Consider the following 21,941-nt stretch of genomic DNA (forward strand, 5'->3'; position numbering starts at 1 on the left):
ATAAAAAGCCCTTTGTCTAATGCAAAAGGCTTTTTTATTATCAACTAATAATCAGGCAATAAAAAACCGGAGTAACGCTGAATAAACAGCCCTACTCCGGTCTTGCTTTAAAGGCCTTGAATGCCATCATAATGATGTCGCACTCAATTGTTGTGTAATCTACCTCATGACCTGGTACATGGAAGACTCACTGGACTGCACCTAGATAAAGGCCCTAGTGCATTAGCTCAATCACGATTGCGTGATTGCGCCAGCGAGCTAATGACACTAGGGCCTTTATCTAGGTATTAGCAGGACTGAAACAGTCTTCCTTGGGTAAAATGTAATGGCTTGACTCGTGGACGACGCAACGTCGCCCCTCACCGTAAACGGTGAAACGCTAAATCTCACAACACGTTAAGTGTGCCTCATAACAGTTAGTACTGTCAATACATAATTGACCACTTTCTTTGCTTGCGACATCTGTTGTCGCCACCTATTTATTTTGTGACAAAAGTCCTTGATGTTTTTTGTAAAACGCGGTTACATAGTAATCAAAATTTTACCGAAACATTCATTGTAAGCTGACAAAATAAAAATTAAGGCAAATTTCTATGAGTCTGTCCTTCGCACAAATCCAGCAAGCTTGGCACGCTCAAGACCCTAGCTTGGTTGATAAGTTATGTTTATTAGCAACACAAGTTGATGATGTTCCTGAGTCGCCCATCCCCGAGCACGAACTGACATTTGAGCGATTTTTGGACAAAATTTTAAGTCATCAGTTTCGGGAGCAAAACCCCGAAGTACAGTTTGCAGAGCGTGTGGCAATGATTGCCAAGCTTGAGGCAGACGAAGGCGTTTACCCTCTTCCTGATCGTTACAAAATCCATTTAATATTGACCGCACTTTGGGAAGATGGCAGCGCGTATTCTAGAACCATTTTAAAACAAGCCATTACAGCTTTGCCAGTCAGCTATGGTGTGTGGAAAGGATTGAAGCGCATTTATAAGCAAGCTGAATTTTCTCAAGATTATGAGATATTTGGACAAATTGCCGCCAAGATTGATTTACAACGCTTCAATCAAACCGCTGATTCTACGGTCAGCCTAGCTACCAAAACCTATATGAGCCTCAGAGCATGGCGTTATCTGCGGCAGTTGGGTCAGCAAATGCCAATTGGCTATATTGATGCTGCTGTCTCTGTACTCGCCAGCTATGACGAAACCATGACAGCTGGCAGCCCTGAACAAACGAGCAGCTGGGTGCTCAATCACATCTGCTTCCACAACAGCCTTGATTATGGCGTCAATCGATTCATTAGTCGCTCACCTCGCAAGCTCTTTGAGGCAAAAGGTCGCGCGTTTGCTGAGGCATGGCAACGAGACCCTGAACCACTTATTGAGTTGCTAGCCATCGCCAAAAACGAGGCTATCAGACAGTTCGCAACCGATAGCCTAAAGCACGACTTTAAGACCCAATTACGTGATGTGAGTGGTGAGACGCTACAATATTTATCTGCCGGACAAGCACACAGCAAAGCACGTGATGAGATGATTGTTTGGCTATTAGAAAACTCACCGCATTTTGAAAAGTCTAAGTTTCAAGTATTGGGCTTGCATCAAGTCGTACTGCAGCTACTCCATTCACACTATCCTGCCGCCTATCAATATGCGATTGGCTATGCCAAAAGCTACGCTCAGGACTTATCACTCACTGAGCTGATGTTACTGGCCATGTCAGATTATGAGCCTGTTAGAGCATTTGCCATCAACAATATCTTAAGTCGTGATCCTGTTGCTGATATCGGTGTCAACGGTTGGGGTCAGCTGTTAGACACAGAGCATCACTATCAAACCGCGAGCAAACAACTTAGCAAACACTTTACGCGACGTAACTTGACCCCTGAGTGGTTTTTTGAACGACTGACTAGTGGCAGAACACACAGCGTAAAATTTGCCATAAAAAAACTGCCTGAGCTTTATAGTGCCAAAGAGCTAGGGACTGAATATTTTATACGCGTTGCCCAGCAGTTAGATATACCAGAGCAGCAGGACTTCTCTGCTCATAATGGCAGTTACTGTAATGATAGCGACTGCATGGACTTTGCATTGGACCAGCTCAGACGTTTGGATTTGAGTCAAGTAAACGCGGCAGTATGGCAAACACTGTTATTAAATCCACAGTCGCAATCCACTATTACAGATTGGTTTGATGAAGATGTACTGTCAGCAGCAACGCTTGATATGAGCTATTGGCATGCACTTGCCTATGATCCTGATTGGCAGGTAAGTGAATATATTGAACAATTAAAATCTGCTGACACTCCTATTAAAAACTGGCAAAAGCACTTGGCCTTTGATGAGTACTTAGCAGAAAACGTGCGGGGCTGGCTATCTGATGTGCGTCGTTTTGCACCAATAGATTTAGGTTTCGACTGGCTTATGAATCTTGCGCATAGCGAACAAGCACTCTATCGTGAATTTGCGATTGAACGCATTAACAAAGGATTCTTGCCTGCTGACTTTGTCGCATATCTCGACAGCAATGCAGGCGACTCCACTGACAACGCTTCCAGTAATAGCACTGATAATAAAGACTCAAATAGCGATGCTGCTACTGAAGTAGATTTAACCGGCCAACGCTATTTATTCACAGGTAAGATGCAAAGCATGACTCGTGGCGAGGCCGAAAAAGTTGTGAAAGCGGCTAATGGTGCCATCAGTGGTGCTGTCAACGGCAAGTTAGATTACTTGGTCATCGGTGATGACGGTTCACCGTTATACGGTAATGGCCGTAAAGGTAGCAAGCAAGTTAAAGCCGAAAGCTTAATCGCCGATGGTGCGCCGCTAAAGATTATTTCCGAAACCGCTTTTTTACAGATGCTGAGTGGTCAATCGAGAGATATATCTGAAGACGATACTTTTGCAGGTGCCAACGCACTGTGGTATATGGCAACAGATGACGCTACTGCACCTATCAGTGAGCTTGCGGTCAGCTACCTCAGTCATCATCATGAGCAGATCTGTATGGCACTGACAGACAGACCAGTCGATCCCGATGCGATTATCCCTTCTTCATTCTTTGATGCGGAGCGTGTCATTCCTTTACTGCAACACCGTAACAGCCAGCTGCGAGAATTTGGCTTATTACTGAGTGAGTATGAGATGGCGACGTGGCAACCAACGCCAGCCCTATGGCTGATGATGGCAGAATCTCCCTATACGGATATCACTCAACTGCTAAAGCGTGCGCTATTGGATAAGCCATCCGTTGTCAATCGACGTTATCACATCCAGTCATCACAACTGAACGCTGGCATGCTGAATGCTTTGATTGAAAGCAAAGCGCGAGTCGCTCGCCAAATCGGCATCACCTTGCTGCAGCGTCATGCCAATTTCCAAGATGTGCAGTCTTTATATCGATTGACCCAAAGCACAGACCGAGAAGTACGTTATGCCGCTGTGACCATGCTATGGAAACACTATAAGGCGCGTCACGTGTCTCCAAACTGGCAGCCAAACACTACCGATAAAGATGCTGCTGTCAAAGATAATGACAGCCGCGTACAACCAGTCATAACAGAGCAGTCAGATAGACGTTTGGCAAACTTGCCTGCAGAGGTCGATCAGCTACTAATGCTGCTACGCCGTGGCCTCTTTGAGCTACCACCTGGACGTCTAGGCGGTTCACAAGAGCCAAGTACTAGTGACAGTAATAAGCATAAGCAAGAACGCTACTCAGATAAAAACTCAGCATCACCACAGTCATCAGAGACAGATAGCAACATCACGCTAAAACCTATATCTGCGAGTCGTGCCAAACTGGCATTGATTGAGACCTTTCGTGATGTGGCGTTGGCTGACAGCACCTTTGCGGCGCTCATTATGCCCACACTGTTCACCTTTACGCACTCGGCAGGCAAGATGGAGCGCCATGCGTGTTTGGTTGCCGTCACACGATTATTGCATCGCTATCCTGAGCTATCTAAAAACCTGAAGCCAGTGGCATCGGCTTAACGGCTTTGGCCGACATAGATAAATAGATACTTTAAAAAATATGACGTCACCTCAACTGAGATAACACCATGAAAACAATAACACTCCCCTATTGGGGTCAAATTATTGGCTTAGTCAGTAAGGCCAACAGCACCCAAGCGGCAACTCAAAAGACAACCAAGCAAGATGGGCGCAGTCTTTTTATTACTCGCCAGCAGCAAGCATCTAATACGGTCTTATACATCCTTGATCAACAAGGTGAGCAATTTAGTTTATCGACAACTGCACTGCCTTGTGCGATGCAAGCCATCACCAAAATAGATGACAGCACTATTGTTATGATTGGTGATGATGGTCATCTTTACCAAACGGATTGGCAAGCAAAGAAAGTTAAGAAGACTAGTGCTACATCCTTGCTTGATGCACCTGAAGATAACAACAGTGCTATAGGCCGTGCTGTATCAATGGCACCACTACAAGATGCGTTGGCTATCTTATATCCAAAACACATTGTGATATGGCCTTATCAGGACAGTCAAGCCAGCAGTACTGTCATCATTGAGTCTTATTCGTCTTCTATAGCAGCATCAAGTAAGGAGTCTGCATTAACAGCGCTAGCAACCTCAAATGATGGCTCGTGGTTAGTCGTAGCAGATAAAACAGGAGCTGTTAGTAGCTATCAATGGACCTCAGAGAAAGCCCAGCTCAATCTAAGTAGTCGCAAACAGCTCCACCAAGGTAAAGTAAACGCGCTTTGTTTTGAGCCAGTTGGGCAGTATTTCTTCTCAGCAGGCGCAGATAAGTGCTTATACCGTACTCATATCCAAGGCGATCTGCATCCTGTTGATAGAGCCAAGTCTAGCCAACACAGCGAAATGATCACGGCGCTTTGTGTCTCAGACACTCGGTTGTTCACTGCCGCCGATGACAAGAGCGTCAAATCATGGGCATTTGATAAAGGTCAGCCAAACAGCTGTAAAGAGGATCTAACCAAGGCTCGACAGATCGCCTTATCTTCTTACGCTGAACAACCAGCGCTCATCGTAGTCAGTGCCGATCAGAGCCTACGTTTCATACCTATTGACCATACTCAAAGTACGTCACAAAATAGTACGGCAAAAAATAGCAAGCTATTGCCAGTCACTTATATTATCAAAGACGGCTATCAGAGAATCGGCCAATTACTGACAGATACGTCAAACAATAATGATGTGTCGTTTAAAGAAGGCTTGGTGCTGCTACAGGCGCAAGCAGATAACCAAACATTAGAGCTGGTCAAAAAATTACTTGCTGATAGCGACACACTTACGGTCAACCAAGCATTGCAATTGGTACAGTGGGTTGCTACTACTAATCTTGATAAAACTGCACACGTTTTAGAGCAGCAACTAAGCTCGGCGCACAGTGCAAAAGTACGTCTTGCTGCTTTTCATGCCTTGGCCGACCGCGCAAGTACGGCGAAGCGCCCGCTGCATTATTTAGAAGAAGCCTTTAAAAACCGTTACTACGAAGAAGTGGTAGCTTCTGCGTTACAAGGTTACCTAAAGGTCGCGATGAAGGATGCCACCAGCCAACGCAGAATTTTACCTATTTTAAGAGATGCGTTGTCACACAGTTTTGCGAATATTCGCAAGCAAGCACTGGCCTCCCTTGAGACACTGTTGCCAGAGAACAGTCCTCAAGCAGATTTGATGGCATTAGACTGTAATCAGTCAGACATTGTCCAATCAGGGTTAATTCGTCTGTATCAGCGCGGCATGCTAAACCATCTTGAAGTCTCGCGTCAATTGATGCTGCTACAGAATCATCGTAATACAGAGATTAGGCAAACGGCGTTTTACGTCTCATTGCTGTCTCAGCCTAAGTTGATAGAGGCGTTGAAACAGCAAGGTGACACACAAACATTGCGTACCCTGTCTGATTTTGATGACTTTCGCTTACTACGTGGCACGCTACTAGATAACGCTAGTAGCACAGCGGCAAATGATAAGAGTGTTAAAGAATCAGAATCCGATGAGGCGATCCGTTTAACTTTATCCACGCAAGATTTTATCTCGCAAGCAGATAACACCCAAACATCTAAGTCTAAAAATAAGGCTAAAACGGCAAAATCCAAGAAGCCTGCTACTGAATCCATAAAGCTAAGCAATGACACGTTAGAGCCTTTATTACAAAGCTTAAGCAATAGTCACGAAGATATCAGCTTTCGAGCGGCTTATGCGCTGGCTTGTCTACAAGACAAACGAGCGTTTGGCACCCTGATTAGTCTAATGAGCCATGATGACAGCGCCATCATCCGTGCTGGTGTGGCCACCGCGCTTGGTCATTTAAATATAGAAGACGCCAAAGCAGTCCTACCGACATTACTAGATGATAAGGACGCTGGCGTGCGCCAAGTGGCTATGCAAGCCTATGGCAAATTGGCAGACAATGCATTGTCTTGGGCAGCGACGGGTTTTGCTTCTAAACATCAAGACATTCACGAGCAGTCTTTAGCACTGTTTTTAAAGCATGTTGCACCAGATAGCTCAAATAGTGGTGATAGCAGTGATAAAAGCACTCAGATGTCGTCAGAGATGACAGACATATTGCTACAGGCATTGAACAACCCTTTTACCAGTATTCGATTAGAAGTGGTTAAAGTTCTATTAAACCGCCAATTTAAGCAGTCATCTGACACTATTTCTAAAAACATTTCTGACAGTGCTATCGTTGACATTATCAAGCTATTGCAGCAAAGCCTCTTTGAAGATGTGCATCAAGTGGCGATAGAAGAATGGCAACGACTGCTGCTAGCGATGAACTCGAAACATAAAACGAATAAAGCCGATAACACTGAAGAAACGAATCACCAAAAGACCAATCAAGCTGTCCTGACCCTGTTCTTTGCAGATACGTTTGCCGCTATCCGTCAGCAAGCCTTTGACATCGCACTTAAGCAAAACAAGCATTTAGGGTTTGCTGACGTCATGTTGAGCGCGCTTGCCAGCCCTTATGCTGATACCAAGCAACTGGCCTTTACGACAGTGCAAGCCAGAGCGAATACGACTCAGCTGACACAACTGATGCCAGCTCTAGTAGCTATGTTCGCTGATGACAGTATTGAGCTGCGCAAGCAAGCCTTGACGGTCGCTTTGGCGCTGACAGACTTACAGCCTACTATTTTAGCAGATCACAGTAGCCTAGATGATAGTAGCACCGATGATCAATCAAATCATCATGAAGCATTGACTATCGCAGCTCTAAGCAGCCCTTACCCTGACATCCAGCTGACAGTCGCTCAACTACTGGCCAGTCAGTCTCGCTTATATGCTGACGAAGAACAGGCACAGCGGAGTGATGAGCAAGCGTACCAAGTCTTTAAACACTATTTAGAACTGCCTATGCCTTCTCAAGGTAAGAAAAGTGATAGCTATACTCAGTGGCACAGTCATGTTAGCCAAGCACTGTCTGGCTTGTCTAAACTGGCATACCCATCAAAGCATGATGCGCTAGGTTGGTATGCTAAATATCTACACCACCCTGATGCTGATTTTAAACCTCTTGCACCAAAGATTACGCAGATAGCTTCTTTTGAGGACATTGATCTACTGGTGAAATGGCAAAAAGATGAGCGCGACATTATCAGTCAATCAGCCAGTTTGTGTTTGGCTATTTTGGGTGATGCTCGCGGGCAGTACTTCCTTACTCATAACATAAGAGACGAAACAGACAATCTTAGTACGCTTGTTGCACCGATGACGCCTACGCATTGGCTACAAGCGCAGCACGGTTTAGGTATTACACATGCACGGCAATTACAGCCTTTGTTTGAGTCAGAGTCCTATGCAGTAGCAGCCAGACTGTTATTGATATTTAATGACTTACAGAATGGCTTGCAAGATAGCCTGCAAGCTACTAAAACAGACACTACTAGCACTGGTCGACCTAACCAGCTGATAGAAGCCCTAAGCTTTGCCGATAATGACACGGCAGTAGTCTACGCTAATATACTCGCTCGTTACCCGAATGACGTACAACGCCCTAATAACCAGCAAGCCCTATCGTCAACATGGCAATATTTGAGTGACTACTTATCACGTCAATTAGGTGGTATTTTATCCGCTCACTCTGAAGTCATCACGATGATAATGGATGCTGTACCAAACGCGGCAGATAAAGGTGGTGTTAAAGGACAATCGCATAATACGGCCTCTATCCGAGCAAGTATCCTGACAACCGTCAGTACCGAAAACTTACAACAGCTCGCCAACCTCAGTCGCCATCAGCAGCCATTGGTACGCGCCCAAACTATCGATGTTATCTGCCACTTATCTGAATTACTCGCTCATGATTATTATGACGATGAGGACAATGTTTTTGAGACATTACAAAAATGGCAACGCAGTTTGCAGGCATTGTTAAGTGCTCACCCCGTTACGGCCATCGTTGAGGTAGTAGGCGATGCGCGAACAGTAGGTGATTCTCCTACTGACAAACAAGACAGTTCTGAGGTGCATTATCCATACCAGTCTCTTGCCTTTGGCGCTTGGATTGGTGTCATACGCGCAGGCGATGATTATTATGCTAATAGCAGCACCACAGACCAAGCCATTCGAGGGCTAATGTGGCTTGCTACTCAATCATCGCAGCTTAACACCAATAACAACACTAATAACGATGAGGACTGGCGAGATAGTACCAGTCGCGTGTTGTTGCCACTACTCAACCACAGTAGTTTTGACACTCGTGAGTTGGCTTGGGCATGCTTGTATAAGCTGGACATGCCTGCCAAAAAACTGGCAGACTATGCCATGAGCACACCCTACCGTGATATGGTCAAACGCGGCTTGGATCTATTGCTAGATACCTCAAATAACAATGCCGTACAGCAGCAAAGCAAACCATCGGATACAGCTACTGTCAGTAGTAGCGCTGATCAACAACTCATTGATTTATTAAAAACCAATAATCACACCTTAGCAGAAGAGACCTATCAGCTGCTAAAAGGCCGACTAGGCCATCTGCAAGCCAGCTTGCTTGGGCTACAGACTTATTGTCAGTCGTTACTGCCTCAGATCGTTGCTGAATGGAAACAAGTCATCGTCACGCCCTTTGCAAACAGTCAATCGCCGTCAGTGCAGCGCCAAGACAAGCTGACGTTTTTGCTGCACGCTGTGAAGAGTGATGATTGGAATGCAAAATATCAAGCACTGAGTCAACTGATCGAGTTTCATGACGTACTCTTTGCGGACAGCACGCTATTTGATAGCTTATTTGATTTTGCTGAAGACGCTCAGTCCAGTAATGAGAGATATCGTAGCTGGAAATTACTTACTGAGGCACTCACGTCGTACCAATTCATCAATAAGAACACTTTAGAGGGTCATTTAAAGAGTAGCTTTGATACTGCGACTGCTGAACAGGTCGCCAATGAAGCGCACTTACGATTATTAGCCTTACTTGATGATCCACATATCAACAAACCTAAGCAGTTTATTTATTGGGATATCGCTGACCTACGTAACACGAATCTCGTCGCGCCACTACTACAGCGTTTAGAAAATCTGTTTGAGCACACGCCGCAAAAAAATAAAGAAGAGCGTAAATATTTATTTGATACCTTAGTAAAAATCAGTGGTTACGATCAAAAAATTGAGGATTATTTGGAGGAGCGTGAAGACACGCGCTGGTTACAACGTCAGCACCCTAGAGACTCGCAAGTCTTGCTGTCACTGTTTACTACGCTTATGAATCATAGTGATTATGCGCTTGCCGCGCAGCTATTACCGTCACTGGCATGGGTACAATCGGGCGACAGCGATTTATCCTCGCGCATTGATACTGCTTTGGCGCTCGCCTACGAGCAGATGCCAGCTAACTATACCTTTAAATTGGTCGAGGCACTGGCATATCGAGCCAAAAGACGACATAGCAGCATTGCCTCATTACAAAACGCCCTGCGTAATAAAGACGCCGATGTGCAATTTGCTGCGGCTGAAGGACTCGCTAAATGCGGTCATGCTGATGGGGTCAATATCTTGATGGCAACGATAGATTATAACCCTGATGCTGAATTCCGCAGTTGCAGTGTGTTAGCCATTGGCGAGTTGCTAGGCAACAGTAACAACCAAAACGCCAACTCGCCTGCGGACAACGCTGATAAAAACTTACAGGTTCATACCTTATATAAAGCCTATGATAAGTTAATCAAACTGGCCGAAGACGATGAGCATTACCTGCAAGACGTGGCTAGCGAAGCCTTAGGTCGCCTTGCACAAGGTGGTGACTTTGAGCACAGTCCGCATATCTTTGAGCTACTAAAATCGCACTTGTCAGACCCCGCAATCCATTTCACCAATCCCGGCATTGTCCATTGGTTAAATGGACTGCGCTGGCTCAACACAACGCCTGCTTGGGAAGAAATACGCCACTATATACGCATTCATCTTGATAAAGCCATATTTTTCCGTCCACAAAGGCAAGCGGTATGGCTACTACAGATGAATGATAGCGATGCCAATCAAGCATTAATGTTAGATATCTTAAAGACGAGCAACTTAGACTGTGCTGTGCTTATGGCGGCTTACACTGCGGCACAGAAAACTTGGGGCAGTCTCGCATCGCAGGTTTACCCTTATGATTGGGCAGCCATTCAAAGCCATAGTAATGACTTTATAAAAGAGACGGAGCGCTTGAGTCTAAAGCGTATCATTGATAATAGCAGCATCGATGAGCTGGCAGCATTTATCACCCAGCATGGCGCGCACTTGCCAGCTGACACCTTGATGGCACTGCAAAATGCCATTATGGCCAAGCAAGACATGCCAACATCACAGCTTACCGCGTTGATTACCAGTAACAACACACTGACACAGCATATTGGACTGTGCTATCTGACCCAATATCCGACCAACTATCTTGATAAAGAGATGGTTGCGACGTTGCAGCAGCGTTTTGACACTGCAAGCGAGCAATGGCATACGCTTATCGACACCATCAGCCGCAGTCCAACTACTATCAGCAATAGTCAGTGGATTAGCATGGTTGAGCAAGTGGGTGGCACCATCAGACAACTGGTTTGGCTAATCATGCGTCATGTGTCCATTACAACTGCCAAAGGAACTGTCGATAAAGCGGCTACTAAGCAAATCGCGACAATGCTTGATTGGCTCAATGATGCTCGTCAACCATTGACCATCACTTCCGTTCCATTACTCTCTACTACTGTTAGTGATTGGTGGCAGCAAGCGCTGTTGGCATTACTGGCCAGACCAGTCGCTGACGATAAGGTGTTATCAAATATAGTGCCAACATTGAGCAGCGTATCAACTACGGTTCAATCGCCGCTCACTTATGACAACCAAACCTTACTATCAACGCTACTAAGTCGTATTGAACAAAGCGGTACATCTACCCAAAAATCCATAATAACTGTAGTAAAGAATGCGCTGAAACATAAGGGCTCGTCTACCGAGATACCAATCAATCAACAGCTGCTACAGTGGATCAGAGCCAAAGACGCTGATGCACTCTATCATTGTGCGAGTAATGACAACATGGATCTGACGGTTCGTATCCGTGCCATCGAAGCGCTTGGACAGCTACATGATCCAAATATTGAACAATGGCTGACGACGCTCATGGCACATGAAAATTCAGACATTCAGAAGCTTGCTTATAAAGTAATACGCCGCTGGCAACGTGCCATGATACGAGCACAGCAAAAGCGTCCGTTGGCATATAGTCAGGACAGCAGTCAAAAAAGCAATCAGGGTGAAGGAGACAGTCAATGACTATAGACAATCAATTAGACCAAGAATCAGAAACAGAGTCAGAAGTAGTGGCAAACACTGATGGCCTGATGATGCAGTTGGACTACGCCGCACCTAGCCAGATTAGTCAAGTTAACGAATCGTCAGATTCATTGTCGGAGGCGCAAACGACCGAACACACTCAGCATGTGGCACTATTTGCTCAGCTGAATCGATCGGAGGTTAACTTCCATGGTAAGGTCAAATCTCCCCTTGTCTTTCGTGACAGTTTGCTAGCCTTATTTGATGTGGTCAGTAGCGATTACCGCTATGTGCCAAAAGACCGCTCAGCGTACACGGTATTTATGCAGATGCGCCGTGCCAGCAGCAATAAAAACCTATTTACTGCGCAGCGTGATTACTTCACATGGCTATTCGATAACGACCCACTCGCCTTTTGTATTTTGGACCCGATTATTCAGGTGCATGAGCAAGGTGTCAGCTTTGAGGTATTTAGCCGTGATGAAGGCTGCTATGCTCAATTGACATTGACCAATGAGATTTTTGAGCAAAGTGCTAAACCTACCCTTGGTACCACGAGTATTGATTATAGTACGGCCTTGTTTGACGGTATTCAGCAAATTCGAGACCATCAACAGACGGTATTAGACATTGGTCATGAAGCGGTCGGCTTACAGTTACTCGAAACCATGCCAGAGGCTGATAATGACGAGGCAAACAGTACAGGTACTGATAGTGCATTCACCGCACCCACCGTAAAAAAACAAATCATAGAAAAACGCATCAATGTGCCCAAAAGCTGGATCAGAGCACTGCTACAAGTACAGTCTGCACATCAATTGCCACAAGACACCATCCATCTCGATCCTATTGCGCTCTATAACGTGCTGTTTGAGCTGCGCATGCATGCTGATATCAAAGGCAAGCGCCGCGGACTGCTGATTGAACTCAGACCACAGCAATTACCGATTATTGTACTTGAGCCATTTGATATCACTGTCACCAGCCAAGTCAGCCAACAGCAGACACCTTATCAAGGCCAACAGGCCAAACTGATTCGCTTATGGGGTCGTCATCGTCTCAGCCTACTAAAACGACTGTTGCCGCATGCTGATAGTGTTTCCGTCTCTTTATTGGGTCAAGGCATGCCAAGCTATTGGACCGTGACGGGCAAAGGATTTCACTTCACCTTTGCCATGACAGGCTTTAGCCAAGCCAACTGGTCACAGTCATTAAACTTTGACTTATTATTGCCCAAGCGTCCATTGCATAATACATTAGCTGCTAGTGAAGGGTTATCAGGCAGTGGTAAAGCAACCTTAAACGCTCGCAATAATGATAATAGCGATGACAATAATGGCCTGTCTGTATTGATGACCACGCTGGCAAATACCCCCAGCAATCTAGAAGACTTGGTAAAGTCGCTATCAGCAGATACGTCATTAGATCCTGCATCAGTGTCTAATCAGCAAGTGCAGCAATGGCTACTGTCAGGTACTCAGCAGGGCTTGATTCGCTATGATGTGGCGACGCAGCTGTATCATTACAGACCATTGACCCAAGCACCGCTTGAGATGGCGCAGTTTGCTTATCACAATGAGGCAGAAAAACAGGCCTTTGATTTATTAAGTCGTGCCGATGGTGTACAGAATTTTTCGGTTGAGACTGTTGCTGTCAAAGGCATTACCATCCGTGCAGATATCCATGTCGAAGAAGATAGACGTACTTACCACAGTCAGCTGCAATTGGGCGACGAAGGACTGGTGACCAAAGCAGAATGTAGCTGCCCGCAGTATCTACAGCATCGTCTCACTCATGGTGTGTGCGCGCATCTTATCGCGCTGCGTCTTAGGTACAATCAATACGACCCGAATAACACCAGTAATGACAGCTGGCATGACACTCGTGTCTTGAGTAAACGCGTTAATAGGACGGTGAGTAATCAAGAAAGCGTGCCAACAAAAGCAGCCAACAACTCGTTGAAGGCATTACCTTCTGAAATGACGCTTGATTTGACAGCCTTAACTCAACAAGCGACCCACTCACATGAGACTGCAAACAACAAACCACAGACGTTAGCAGCGCAAGAAACCTCTATTGCGTATGTCTACATCACCATTGCCCATAAAAAAATCACTATTGAACAAACTACAGGTAATGAGGATACACGCCAGCAACTGGTGTTTAATCAACCAGCTCAAGCCAAAGCCGCTTTTTTACAACATATTGCCAGATTTGAAGCCAAAGGCTTTATCGAAAACCAAGGGATGTAATGTATGACCACACAAACAGCCAACCATAACGATTACATCAGTCCTGAGCCAGCACCCACTCCTTTTGAGCGTCAGTGGCAACAATTATGGCAAGAGATTGAGCTGGCAGGCGGACGCTATCAATACGTTCAGCAACAGCTGGTCAGCCAAGGATTTATGGTCGATCGTCAGCCTGTCGATAACATGAGCCCAAAAGAACGGGATCGCTATAAAAAAGCCTTAAAAAAAGAGGCGACAGAAGAAAGAATCCTCAAAAAATCAGCATGGCAAGCATACAAAGCGCATCACATGGTTTATCTTGGCCGCCATGTATATTGGTCGGATGATACCAGTACTGACAAGTGGGACGTAAAAAATGCAGCCAATCGACTGATTGAAAACAAACTACCGCTATTGAGCAAACACAGTGAACTAGCAGAAGCGGTGAACCTTAGCATCCCGCAATTAAAAGGGTTGTGCTATCAAAGAGAGGTCGCCACCAATCTGTCTTATTCGCATTTCACTATTGCCAAACGCAATGGCACAGCGCGTCAAATATGGTCGCCGATACCACGTTTGAAGTTTGTACAGCGCTGGATTTTGCACAATATTTTGAACAATTTAATGACCCATGGTGCCGCGCATGGGTTTGTACGTGGCAAATCCATCGTGACCAATGCAGCAGTTCATAGCAATAGCGAGCTGCTCATCAAGTTGGATGTCAAAGATTTCTTTCCTAGCGTGAGCTGGCGCCGTGTCAAAGGTGTGTTTCGTCATACTGGCTACCCAGAGCAAATTGCCACATTATTGGCATTATTGTGTACGGAGTCGCCCCGACAAGTGGTGCAGCAAGATGGCGTTACCTACTATGTGGCATTAGGCGATAGAGCCTTGCCACAAGGCGCGCCGACCAGTCCTGCATTAACGAACATTGTTTGCTTAAATCTGGATCGACGCTTGACAGGATTGGCAGAAAAGTTGGGCCTACGTTATAGCCGTTATGCCGATGACTTGACCTTTAGTGTGCCCGCTATTGAAGACACCACACCCAAATCGAAGGCTAAAACAACGATTAAAGCCACGACCAGCACCGCAAAAAAACAAGCCGATACGCAGCACAACAAGCTGATCGGGCAACTGCTCGGCTCAGTCCATAAGATATTACGTGAAGAAGGTTTTGCATTAAATAATGATAAAACGCGCGTGATTCGTAAAGGCAACCAGCATAACGTTACTGGCATGGTGGTCAATGGACAAGGCGTACCTAGGGTATCTCGTCAGATTAAGCGCATGTTACGAGCAGCTGTCCATAACCTAGAGTCAGGCGGCACATTACGCTCTGATGAGACTTTAAATACGCTATCAGGATATGCTGCTTGGATAGCCTCGGCAGAGCCAGAGCTAGGACACAGTTATCTAGCTAGAATTGAACGTTTGCAAGTGCAACAAGAGACACCTGCATAGATATTTATTTGTATTTACAAAAAATGAGTATTAGGGCGTGTCCTCAATTCAATCGATAGTTATCTAAATGGGTTAAAAATGGCTAAATTTTGCCAAACGGCGTCAAATAGCTGACTAATATCTCGATATTATCTGCGCCATTTTCCTTGTTTGACTGCAATTTATCTCATTTTTATCACCATTTTTAAAATGAGGACACGCCCTAAAAGAATTCTATTTCTAATACTCATTTTTACATCAGTAACATGTACGGATGTAAAGACACTGATATAAATATAGTACCATTACACCAATAAAAACGGTGCAGTACGGCTGTCTTTTGACTGAGCAACGTCATATGGCGTACCTTGAGCAACAATCATTCCGCCCGCATCTCCAGCCTCTGGCCCGATATCTATAATCCAGTCGCTGTTGCTCGCCACTTGCATATCGTGTTCAACCATGATGACGGTATTGCCCGCATCGACGAGACCATTTAACTGTGTCATGAGCATAGACACATCAGCAGGATGTAGACCTGTGGTTGGCTCATCCAATATGTATAGCGTGTCGCCTCGTTGCACACGCTGCAGCTCAGTGGCAAGCTTAATCCGTTGCGCTTCGCCGCCTGATAATTCGGTGGCAGGCTGACCCAAACGTAAGTAGCCAAGTCCAACCTGTAGTAATGCTTCTAATGCACGCAAAATAGGCGCTTCATCAACGAAAAATTCGTATGCCGCTTCAACTGTTAAGTTTAATACTTCAGCGATGTTTTTGTCTCGATAAGTGATTGCCAGCGTATCCTCGTCATAGCGTTGACCATGACAAACCTGACAAGGCGCATAGACACTTGGCAAAAACAACAGCTCAACACTGACAAACCCTAAACCTTCGCAATTTGGGCAACGACCTTTGGTCGTATTAAATGAGAACCGGCCAGCATCATAGCCATGAGATTTTGCTTGCTTAGTCGCCGCAAAAATCTTACGCACATCGTCAAACAAACCCGTATAGGTTGCCAAATTGGAGCGCGGTGTACGCCCAATTGCTTTTTGATTGATATTAATAAGCCGACGGACGTGCTCCATGCCAGCGACGATTTCACCACCAGTTACTGACTCAAGCTCCTGCTCAAGTAAGTCCGCCTCACCGACAGGCGCTTCTGTGACTGTCTTTTGACCCAATGCTTCATTGATAAGCTCTACCAACGCTTGGCTGACGAGGCTTGATTTGCCTGAGCCCGAGACCCCTGTGACGCTGGTCATCACCCCAAGCGGAAAATCAACGTCTAATCCTGTGATGTTATTTCGCTCAATGTTGGCAAGCTTGAGCCAATCTGTTGGCTGCCTTGTGCTAGATTTTGACTGTGCGTTAGACGTAGCATTGGCAAAGAGATATTGGCCAGTATGCGACTGTTCAACCTCACGAAGACCATCTACAGGACCACTATAGACAATCTCGCCACCATGCGTGCCCGCCTTTGGCCCGACATCGACTACCCAATCAGCATGTCTAATAACACTAACGTCATGCTCAACGACAAACACCGAGTTACCAGCCGCGATTAGCTCATCCAACGCCCCTAGCAATGCTTGAGTATCAGCGGGATGCAAACCAGCTGATGGCTCATCAAGGACATATACCACGCCAAACAACTGCGAGCGAATTTGAGTGGCTAATCTTAACCGCTGTAACTCACCAGGAGAGAGTGTCGGTGTGGTACGCTCAAGCGAGAGATAGCCCAACCCTAACCTTGTCAGCGCTTCAACACGAGAGAGAATATCACTGGCGATACGCTGGGCGACGATGGCTTTTTCGCGGTTTGGTGTGTTATCGGCCACCTTGGTACGAGCGGTTACTTCTAATTTTTCCGCCATTTCTGTTAACGTTAGTTGTGATAGCTCACCTATATCCAATCCTGAAAACTTAACCGATAGCGATTCTTTCTTTAGTTTTTTACCATGACATTCTGGGCACTCAGATATCTGCATAAACTGTGAGACGCGCTTTTTGGTACGTGGGCTTTGAGTAGTGGCAAAAGAGTGCAAAATAAAATTTTTGGCACTGGTAAAAGTACCCATATAGTTTGGCTTTTCGCCCTTTTCAATCGCATCGCGCGTTTGCTCAATGTTGTATTCAGGATAGACAGGCACTGTCGGCGTATCATCCGTAAACAAAATCCAGTCGCGTGTTTTTTTCGGCAGTGTGTGCCATGGTTTATCAATATCATAGCCCAATGTGGTCAATATACGACTGAGGTTTTGACCTTGCCACGCTGGTGGCCATGCTGCAATCGCACGCTCACGGATGGTCTTGGTGTTATCTGGCACCAGCAGCTCTTCAGTGACCTCAAATACGCAGCCAATACCTGAACAAGTTGGGCAAGCACCATCAGGCGTATTGGGAGAGAATGCATCAGCGTATAGTATCTCCTGATCTGCCGGATATTCTCCTGCTCGTGAGTACAGCATGCGTAGACCATTGGATATCGTCGTCACGCTACCCACAGACGAGCGCACTGAAGGTGTACCTCTTTTTTGCTGTAAGGCGACTGCTGGCGGCAACCCTTCTATAGAATCAACATCTGGCTCTTCAACCTGATCGATCAGCCGTCTCGCATAAGGCGATACCGAATCGAGATAGCGGCGTTGTGACTCGGCAAACAACGTACCAAATGCTAATGACGACTTGCCTGAGCCTGATATGCCGGTGAAAACTACTAGTGCATTGCGAGGTAAATCAACATCAACGTTCTTCAAGTTGTGTACACGCGCGCCTCTAACCTGAATATTGTCTTGATCAGGATTATAAAGGGCGTTCTTTACTGCGGTTTTTTTATTTGTTTTTTCTTCTAGTTTTTTTGGGTTCGCCATAGCGTTATTGTTCCTATCGAATCGTTGTTTATTCCTAACGTGCTTAGTTTTATTTATTTAATTAGTTGTCTTTATTCAATTAGCAGAAAGGTTAACACGTACTCATGCGTGGCCATGGCTAGGCTTACGTATCAATAGCATAGATAGACAAAACGATAACTCAAGTCACCCAATCATTAATAATAAAAAACCCGCATCGACGCGGGTTTTGTTTAGCAAAAATACTATTAAGTTGCTAAGAGGCTGACAACTTAGGTATTAAGACACCACCAAACGCATCAATTGGGTGCTGATATAACCGCCAAACGTCCCTACCGCATAACCTAAAATACCCAAAAATACCCCGACAGGAGCCAGTGATGGGTGAAACGCTGTTGCGACAATTGGGGCGGAAGATGCCCCGCCAGTATTGGCATTAGAGCCAACTGCCAAAAAGAAAAATGGCGCACGAATGAGTCTGGCGACAGCAAAAATAATCACGACATGGATGCTCATCCATAAGAAGCCAATTAGTAGTAACCGCCATTGCGAGACGATACCAGCCAGATTGATTTGCATACCGATCGCGGCGATTAATACAAAGATAAATACCGTGCCGATTTTTGATGCACCCACATGGTCAAGCCGACGAATCTTAGTAAACGAAAAGATGACGCCTATTAAGGTGATAATCACCACCATCCAAAAGAATGAGCTGGCAAAGCTATACTGGACTGCCCATTTGTATGGTGCAAAAAATCCTGCAATTTGACCACCTATAAAGTGCGCCACCCCTACCATGGCAAAGCACAAACCAAACATCACCATCAAATCGTTTAAGGTTGCTGGTCGCTCATTATCACGCTCATAATTTTCAACAGCTTTAACCACTTTATCAATACTGCTAGTATCCGCCCGCAAAAACCGATCTATTTTCTCGCTGTGTTTAGCCATGACTAAGATAGCCAATAACCATAATGAAGCATTGGTGGTATCGACCAAAATCATCATGCCAAATAAATCATCACTCACCCCAAACAGCTCTTTCATCGCGGCTTGATTGGCCGCCCCACCGATCCAACTACCCGCCACCGCTGAAAATCCGCGCCATAGCGTGTCATCAGTGAACATACTAGGCGATATCCATTTAGCAACACCTAAACTAATAGGGCCACTAATGATAATAGCGATACTAGCCGCGAAAAACATCGCAATCGCTTTCCAACCTAAGCCCAATATTTTAGGAACATCCATCGACAAGGTCATCAGTAGTAAACTTGCTGGTAGCAGATAAGTGGCAGTAAATCCGTAAATCTGTGAGCCAATACCATCAGCGAAGACGCCTAAGCTATTCAGCGTCGCAGGTATAAAGCAACACAGCACAATACCTGGCAAGACTGCATAAAACCGTCGCCAAAACCTACCGGGTAGACTTTGTGTATAAAACACCGAGCCGATAATGGCCATAATGATGCCAAAGGCCAATGGCAAACTATCAATGGCTAAATTAGAAATGTCGGGCATCCAATGGCTCCAGTGCGCACGATAAAAGCTTGTCAGTATAGAGAAGGCAAAAAAAACGTGCAAGCCACTATCGAATACAAAGCTAATTTTTACTCTGTTAGCTAAGTTAATCCTATTAATTATGCTCGAAGAGTATTAAGGCGGACAAAAACAAAGTTAGCAGACACAAAAAAGCCAGATAACAAGTATCTGGCTCTTCAATGCTAGGTTATACGGTTAAATTAAGTGATTTTATTCAAATCGTTATTAACCGTTAACGATAGCGTTATTACGAGTTGTTACCACGGTTGCCGCCGTTTGGACGACCTTGGCCACGGCTGTCAGAACGACCAGCTGGACGACCTTGGCTGCCGCTTGGACGACCGCGACCCGTTGCAGCACGCTCACCACGTGGAACGCCAGTGCTATCACCGCGGCTAGGGCCACCTGTGCGCTTGCCTTGATAAGGCTTGCCACCTGAACGCTCATTTGGTTTGCCTGACGTGTCACGTGGCTTACCTTGATAACCGCTGTCATTGCTAGCGCGTTGGCCAGTTGATGAGCTGTCGCTTGAACGACCACGAGCATTAGCAGGATTACCTTGATAGCCACCGCTTGAACGACCACGGCCTTGACCATTACCACCACCGTTAGAGCGACCACGACCACGGCCACGACCATTACCTTTGTTTTCGCTAGGTACGTAAGTTTTCTTAGGCTCCATGCCTTCGATGATACATACTTCCATTTTGCGATCTAAATAACGGTTGATGGCGTTAAGCTGTGGACGATCATCCATGCTACATAGGCTGATAGCGATACCAGTACGACCAGCACGACCACAACGACCGATACGATGGACGTAATCTTCAGTTTGGCGTGGAAGATCATAGTTGATAACGTGCGAGATTGCTGGGATGTCTAGACCACGAGCAGCAACGTCAGTCGCTACTAGGATTTTAACTTTACCATTACGCAAGTCTTGAACGATACGGTTACGCTTGCTTTGTGGCAAGTCACCATGTAGGAAGCTTGCTTTATGACCAGCTTCTTGTAACTGTTTTGCTAGTTTTTCAGTGCTACGTTTGGTAGCAGCAAAGATAATGATCTGTTCCATATCTTGCTGGCAAACGATTTTGTCAAGTAAACGGTTTTTGTGATCAAAATCATCACAGTAGTACACTTTTTCTTCGATGTGTGCAGATTCTACTTTGATTGATACACGCTCAGGGTTCTTAGTGAAGCTGGCAGCGATTTTACCTACTGGGCCATCCCAAGTTGCAGAACACATGATAGTTTGACGATCAGTAGGAGCAGCGCGCAAGATGTCACTAATGTCATCAGCAAAACCCATGTCTAGCATGCGGTCAGCTTCATCAAGTACCAATACTTCTAGGCTTGATAGATCAACACGACCAGCATTGATATGGTCAAGTAGACGACCAGGAGTCGCAACGATTACTTGAACGCCTTTTTTCAAAGCAGTGATCTGACCATTGTACGGTGCGCCGCCAACTAGTGGTACACAGAACAGACCGCGCATATCTTTAGAGTATGTACGAACGCTGTCATGTACTTGCTGAGCAAGTTCACGCGTTGGCGTTAGGATAAGTGCTTTGGTTAATTTGTCAAAGCTAGTAGCGCGGCTCAAACGGTCAAGTACAGGGATAACGAATGCGGCAGTTTTACCACTACCAGTTTGCGCTGACAATAAAAGATCACGACCTTCTAGAGCAAAAGGAATAGCTTGTGCTTGGATAGGCGTTGGGTTGGTGTAACCACTGCGATCAAGTGCAGTTAGAATAGGCTTAGCGATGCCAAGATCCGTAAAAGTAACTTGGTTTTCGTCAACAGCGTCAGTAGTAGCCGCTTGAGTCTCAGTGTTTGGGGTGTCAGTGCTTTCGATGATACCGTTTTCAGCGGCGATTGCAGATAAGATGTCAGTCATAGTAATCCTTGGTAAGTATAAGCTGCTGTAAATTCAGCAAACTTGATGCATACCACTGATAACCGTTCACCACGCTGCCTTTATTAAAGAATTACCGGACCACTGTAGGAGTGTCGATAATCAGAAACCCAGCCAATAGAGCTGTTGTTTCTACAATAAATGCGTTCGTGCTGTCTGACGTATTTTGGTGGTAGTGCCGAGTGTCTTATCCTTGC

General features: G+C 45.6%; 7 protein-coding genes. 4 read left to right on the forward strand and 3 right to left on the reverse strand.

What is annotated here, in order from left to right:
• Nucleotides 1–593: 593 nt before the first annotated feature.
• From DFP82_RS09425 to DFP82_RS09440, 4 genes are all read left to right on the forward strand, one after another.
• Nucleotides 594–3,995, forward strand: a complete 3,402-nt coding sequence (locus DFP82_RS09425) for a BRCT domain-containing protein (RefSeq protein WP_110923481.1) — start codon at nt 594–596, stop codon at nt 3,993–3,995.
• 68 nt (nt 3,996–4,063) lie between these two features.
• Complete coding sequence (locus tag DFP82_RS09430; RefSeq protein WP_110923482.1) at nt 4,064–11,749, forward strand: HEAT repeat domain-containing protein; 7,686 nt, start codon at nt 4,064–4,066, stop codon at nt 11,747–11,749.
• Nucleotides 11,746–14,001 carry a hypothetical protein gene (locus DFP82_RS09435; RefSeq protein WP_110923483.1) on the forward strand — a complete coding sequence of 752 codons (2,256 nt, stop codon included), beginning with the start codon at nt 11,746–11,748 and terminating at the stop codon, nt 13,999–14,001. Before DFP82_RS09430 ends, DFP82_RS09435 begins: the two co-directional genes overlap by 4 nt.
• 3 nt (nt 14,002–14,004) lie before the next feature.
• Nucleotides 14,005–15,444, forward strand: coding sequence for a reverse transcriptase family protein (locus tag DFP82_RS09440; protein WP_110923484.1), 1,440 nt, complete (start codon nt 14,005–14,007; stop codon nt 15,442–15,444).
• A 284-nt stretch (nt 15,445–15,728) separates the two neighbouring features.
• On the opposite strand, the gene uvrA is transcribed toward DFP82_RS09440, so the two are convergent.
• The 3 genes from uvrA to csdA form a co-directional block, all read right to left on the reverse strand.
• The gene (gene uvrA, locus DFP82_RS09445; RefSeq protein ID WP_110923485.1) at nt 15,729–18,296 is read right to left on the reverse strand and encodes an excinuclease ABC subunit UvrA; all 2,568 of its coding nucleotides are present in this window, start codon (nt 18,294–18,296) and stop codon (nt 15,729–15,731) included.
• A gap of 258 nt (nt 18,297–18,554) precedes the next feature.
• Entirely contained in the window at nt 18,555–19,799 is a 1,245-nt protein-coding gene (locus DFP82_RS09450; protein WP_110923486.1) for a DUF819 family protein, read from the reverse strand.
• Nucleotides 19,800–20,067: 268 nt separating this feature from the next.
• Complete coding sequence (gene csdA, locus DFP82_RS09455; protein WP_110923487.1) at nt 20,068–21,726, reverse strand: DEAD/DEAH box helicase CsdA; 1,659 nt, start codon at nt 21,724–21,726, stop codon at nt 20,068–20,070.
• Nucleotides 21,727–21,941: the final 215 nt, after the last annotated feature.

This window comes from Psychrobacter fozii (assembly GCF_003217155.1).
GTDB lineage: Bacteria > Pseudomonadota > Gammaproteobacteria > Pseudomonadales > Moraxellaceae > Psychrobacter > Psychrobacter fozii.

Coding starts and splice junctions, on each gene's coding strand:
- DFP82_RS09425 (WP_110923481.1), top strand. CDS start 594: ATGAGTCTGTCCTTCGCACAAATCCAGCAAGCTTGGCACGCTCAAGAC.
- DFP82_RS09430 (WP_110923482.1), top strand. CDS start 4,064: ATGAAAACAATAACACTCCCCTATTGGGGTCAAATTATTGGCTTAGTC.
- DFP82_RS09435 (WP_110923483.1), top strand. CDS start 11,746: ATGACTATAGACAATCAATTAGACCAAGAATCAGAAACAGAGTCAGAA.
- DFP82_RS09440 (WP_110923484.1), top strand. CDS start 14,005: ATGACCACACAAACAGCCAACCATAACGATTACATCAGTCCTGAGCCA.
- uvrA (WP_110923485.1), bottom strand. CDS start 18,296: ATGGCGAACCCAAAAAAACTAGAAGAAAAAACAAATAAAAAAACCGCA.
- DFP82_RS09450 (WP_110923486.1), bottom strand. CDS start 19,799: ATGCCCGACATTTCTAATTTAGCCATTGATAGTTTGCCATTGGCCTTT.
- csdA (WP_110923487.1), bottom strand. CDS start 21,726: ATGACTGACATCTTATCTGCAATCGCCGCTGAAAACGGTATCATCGAA.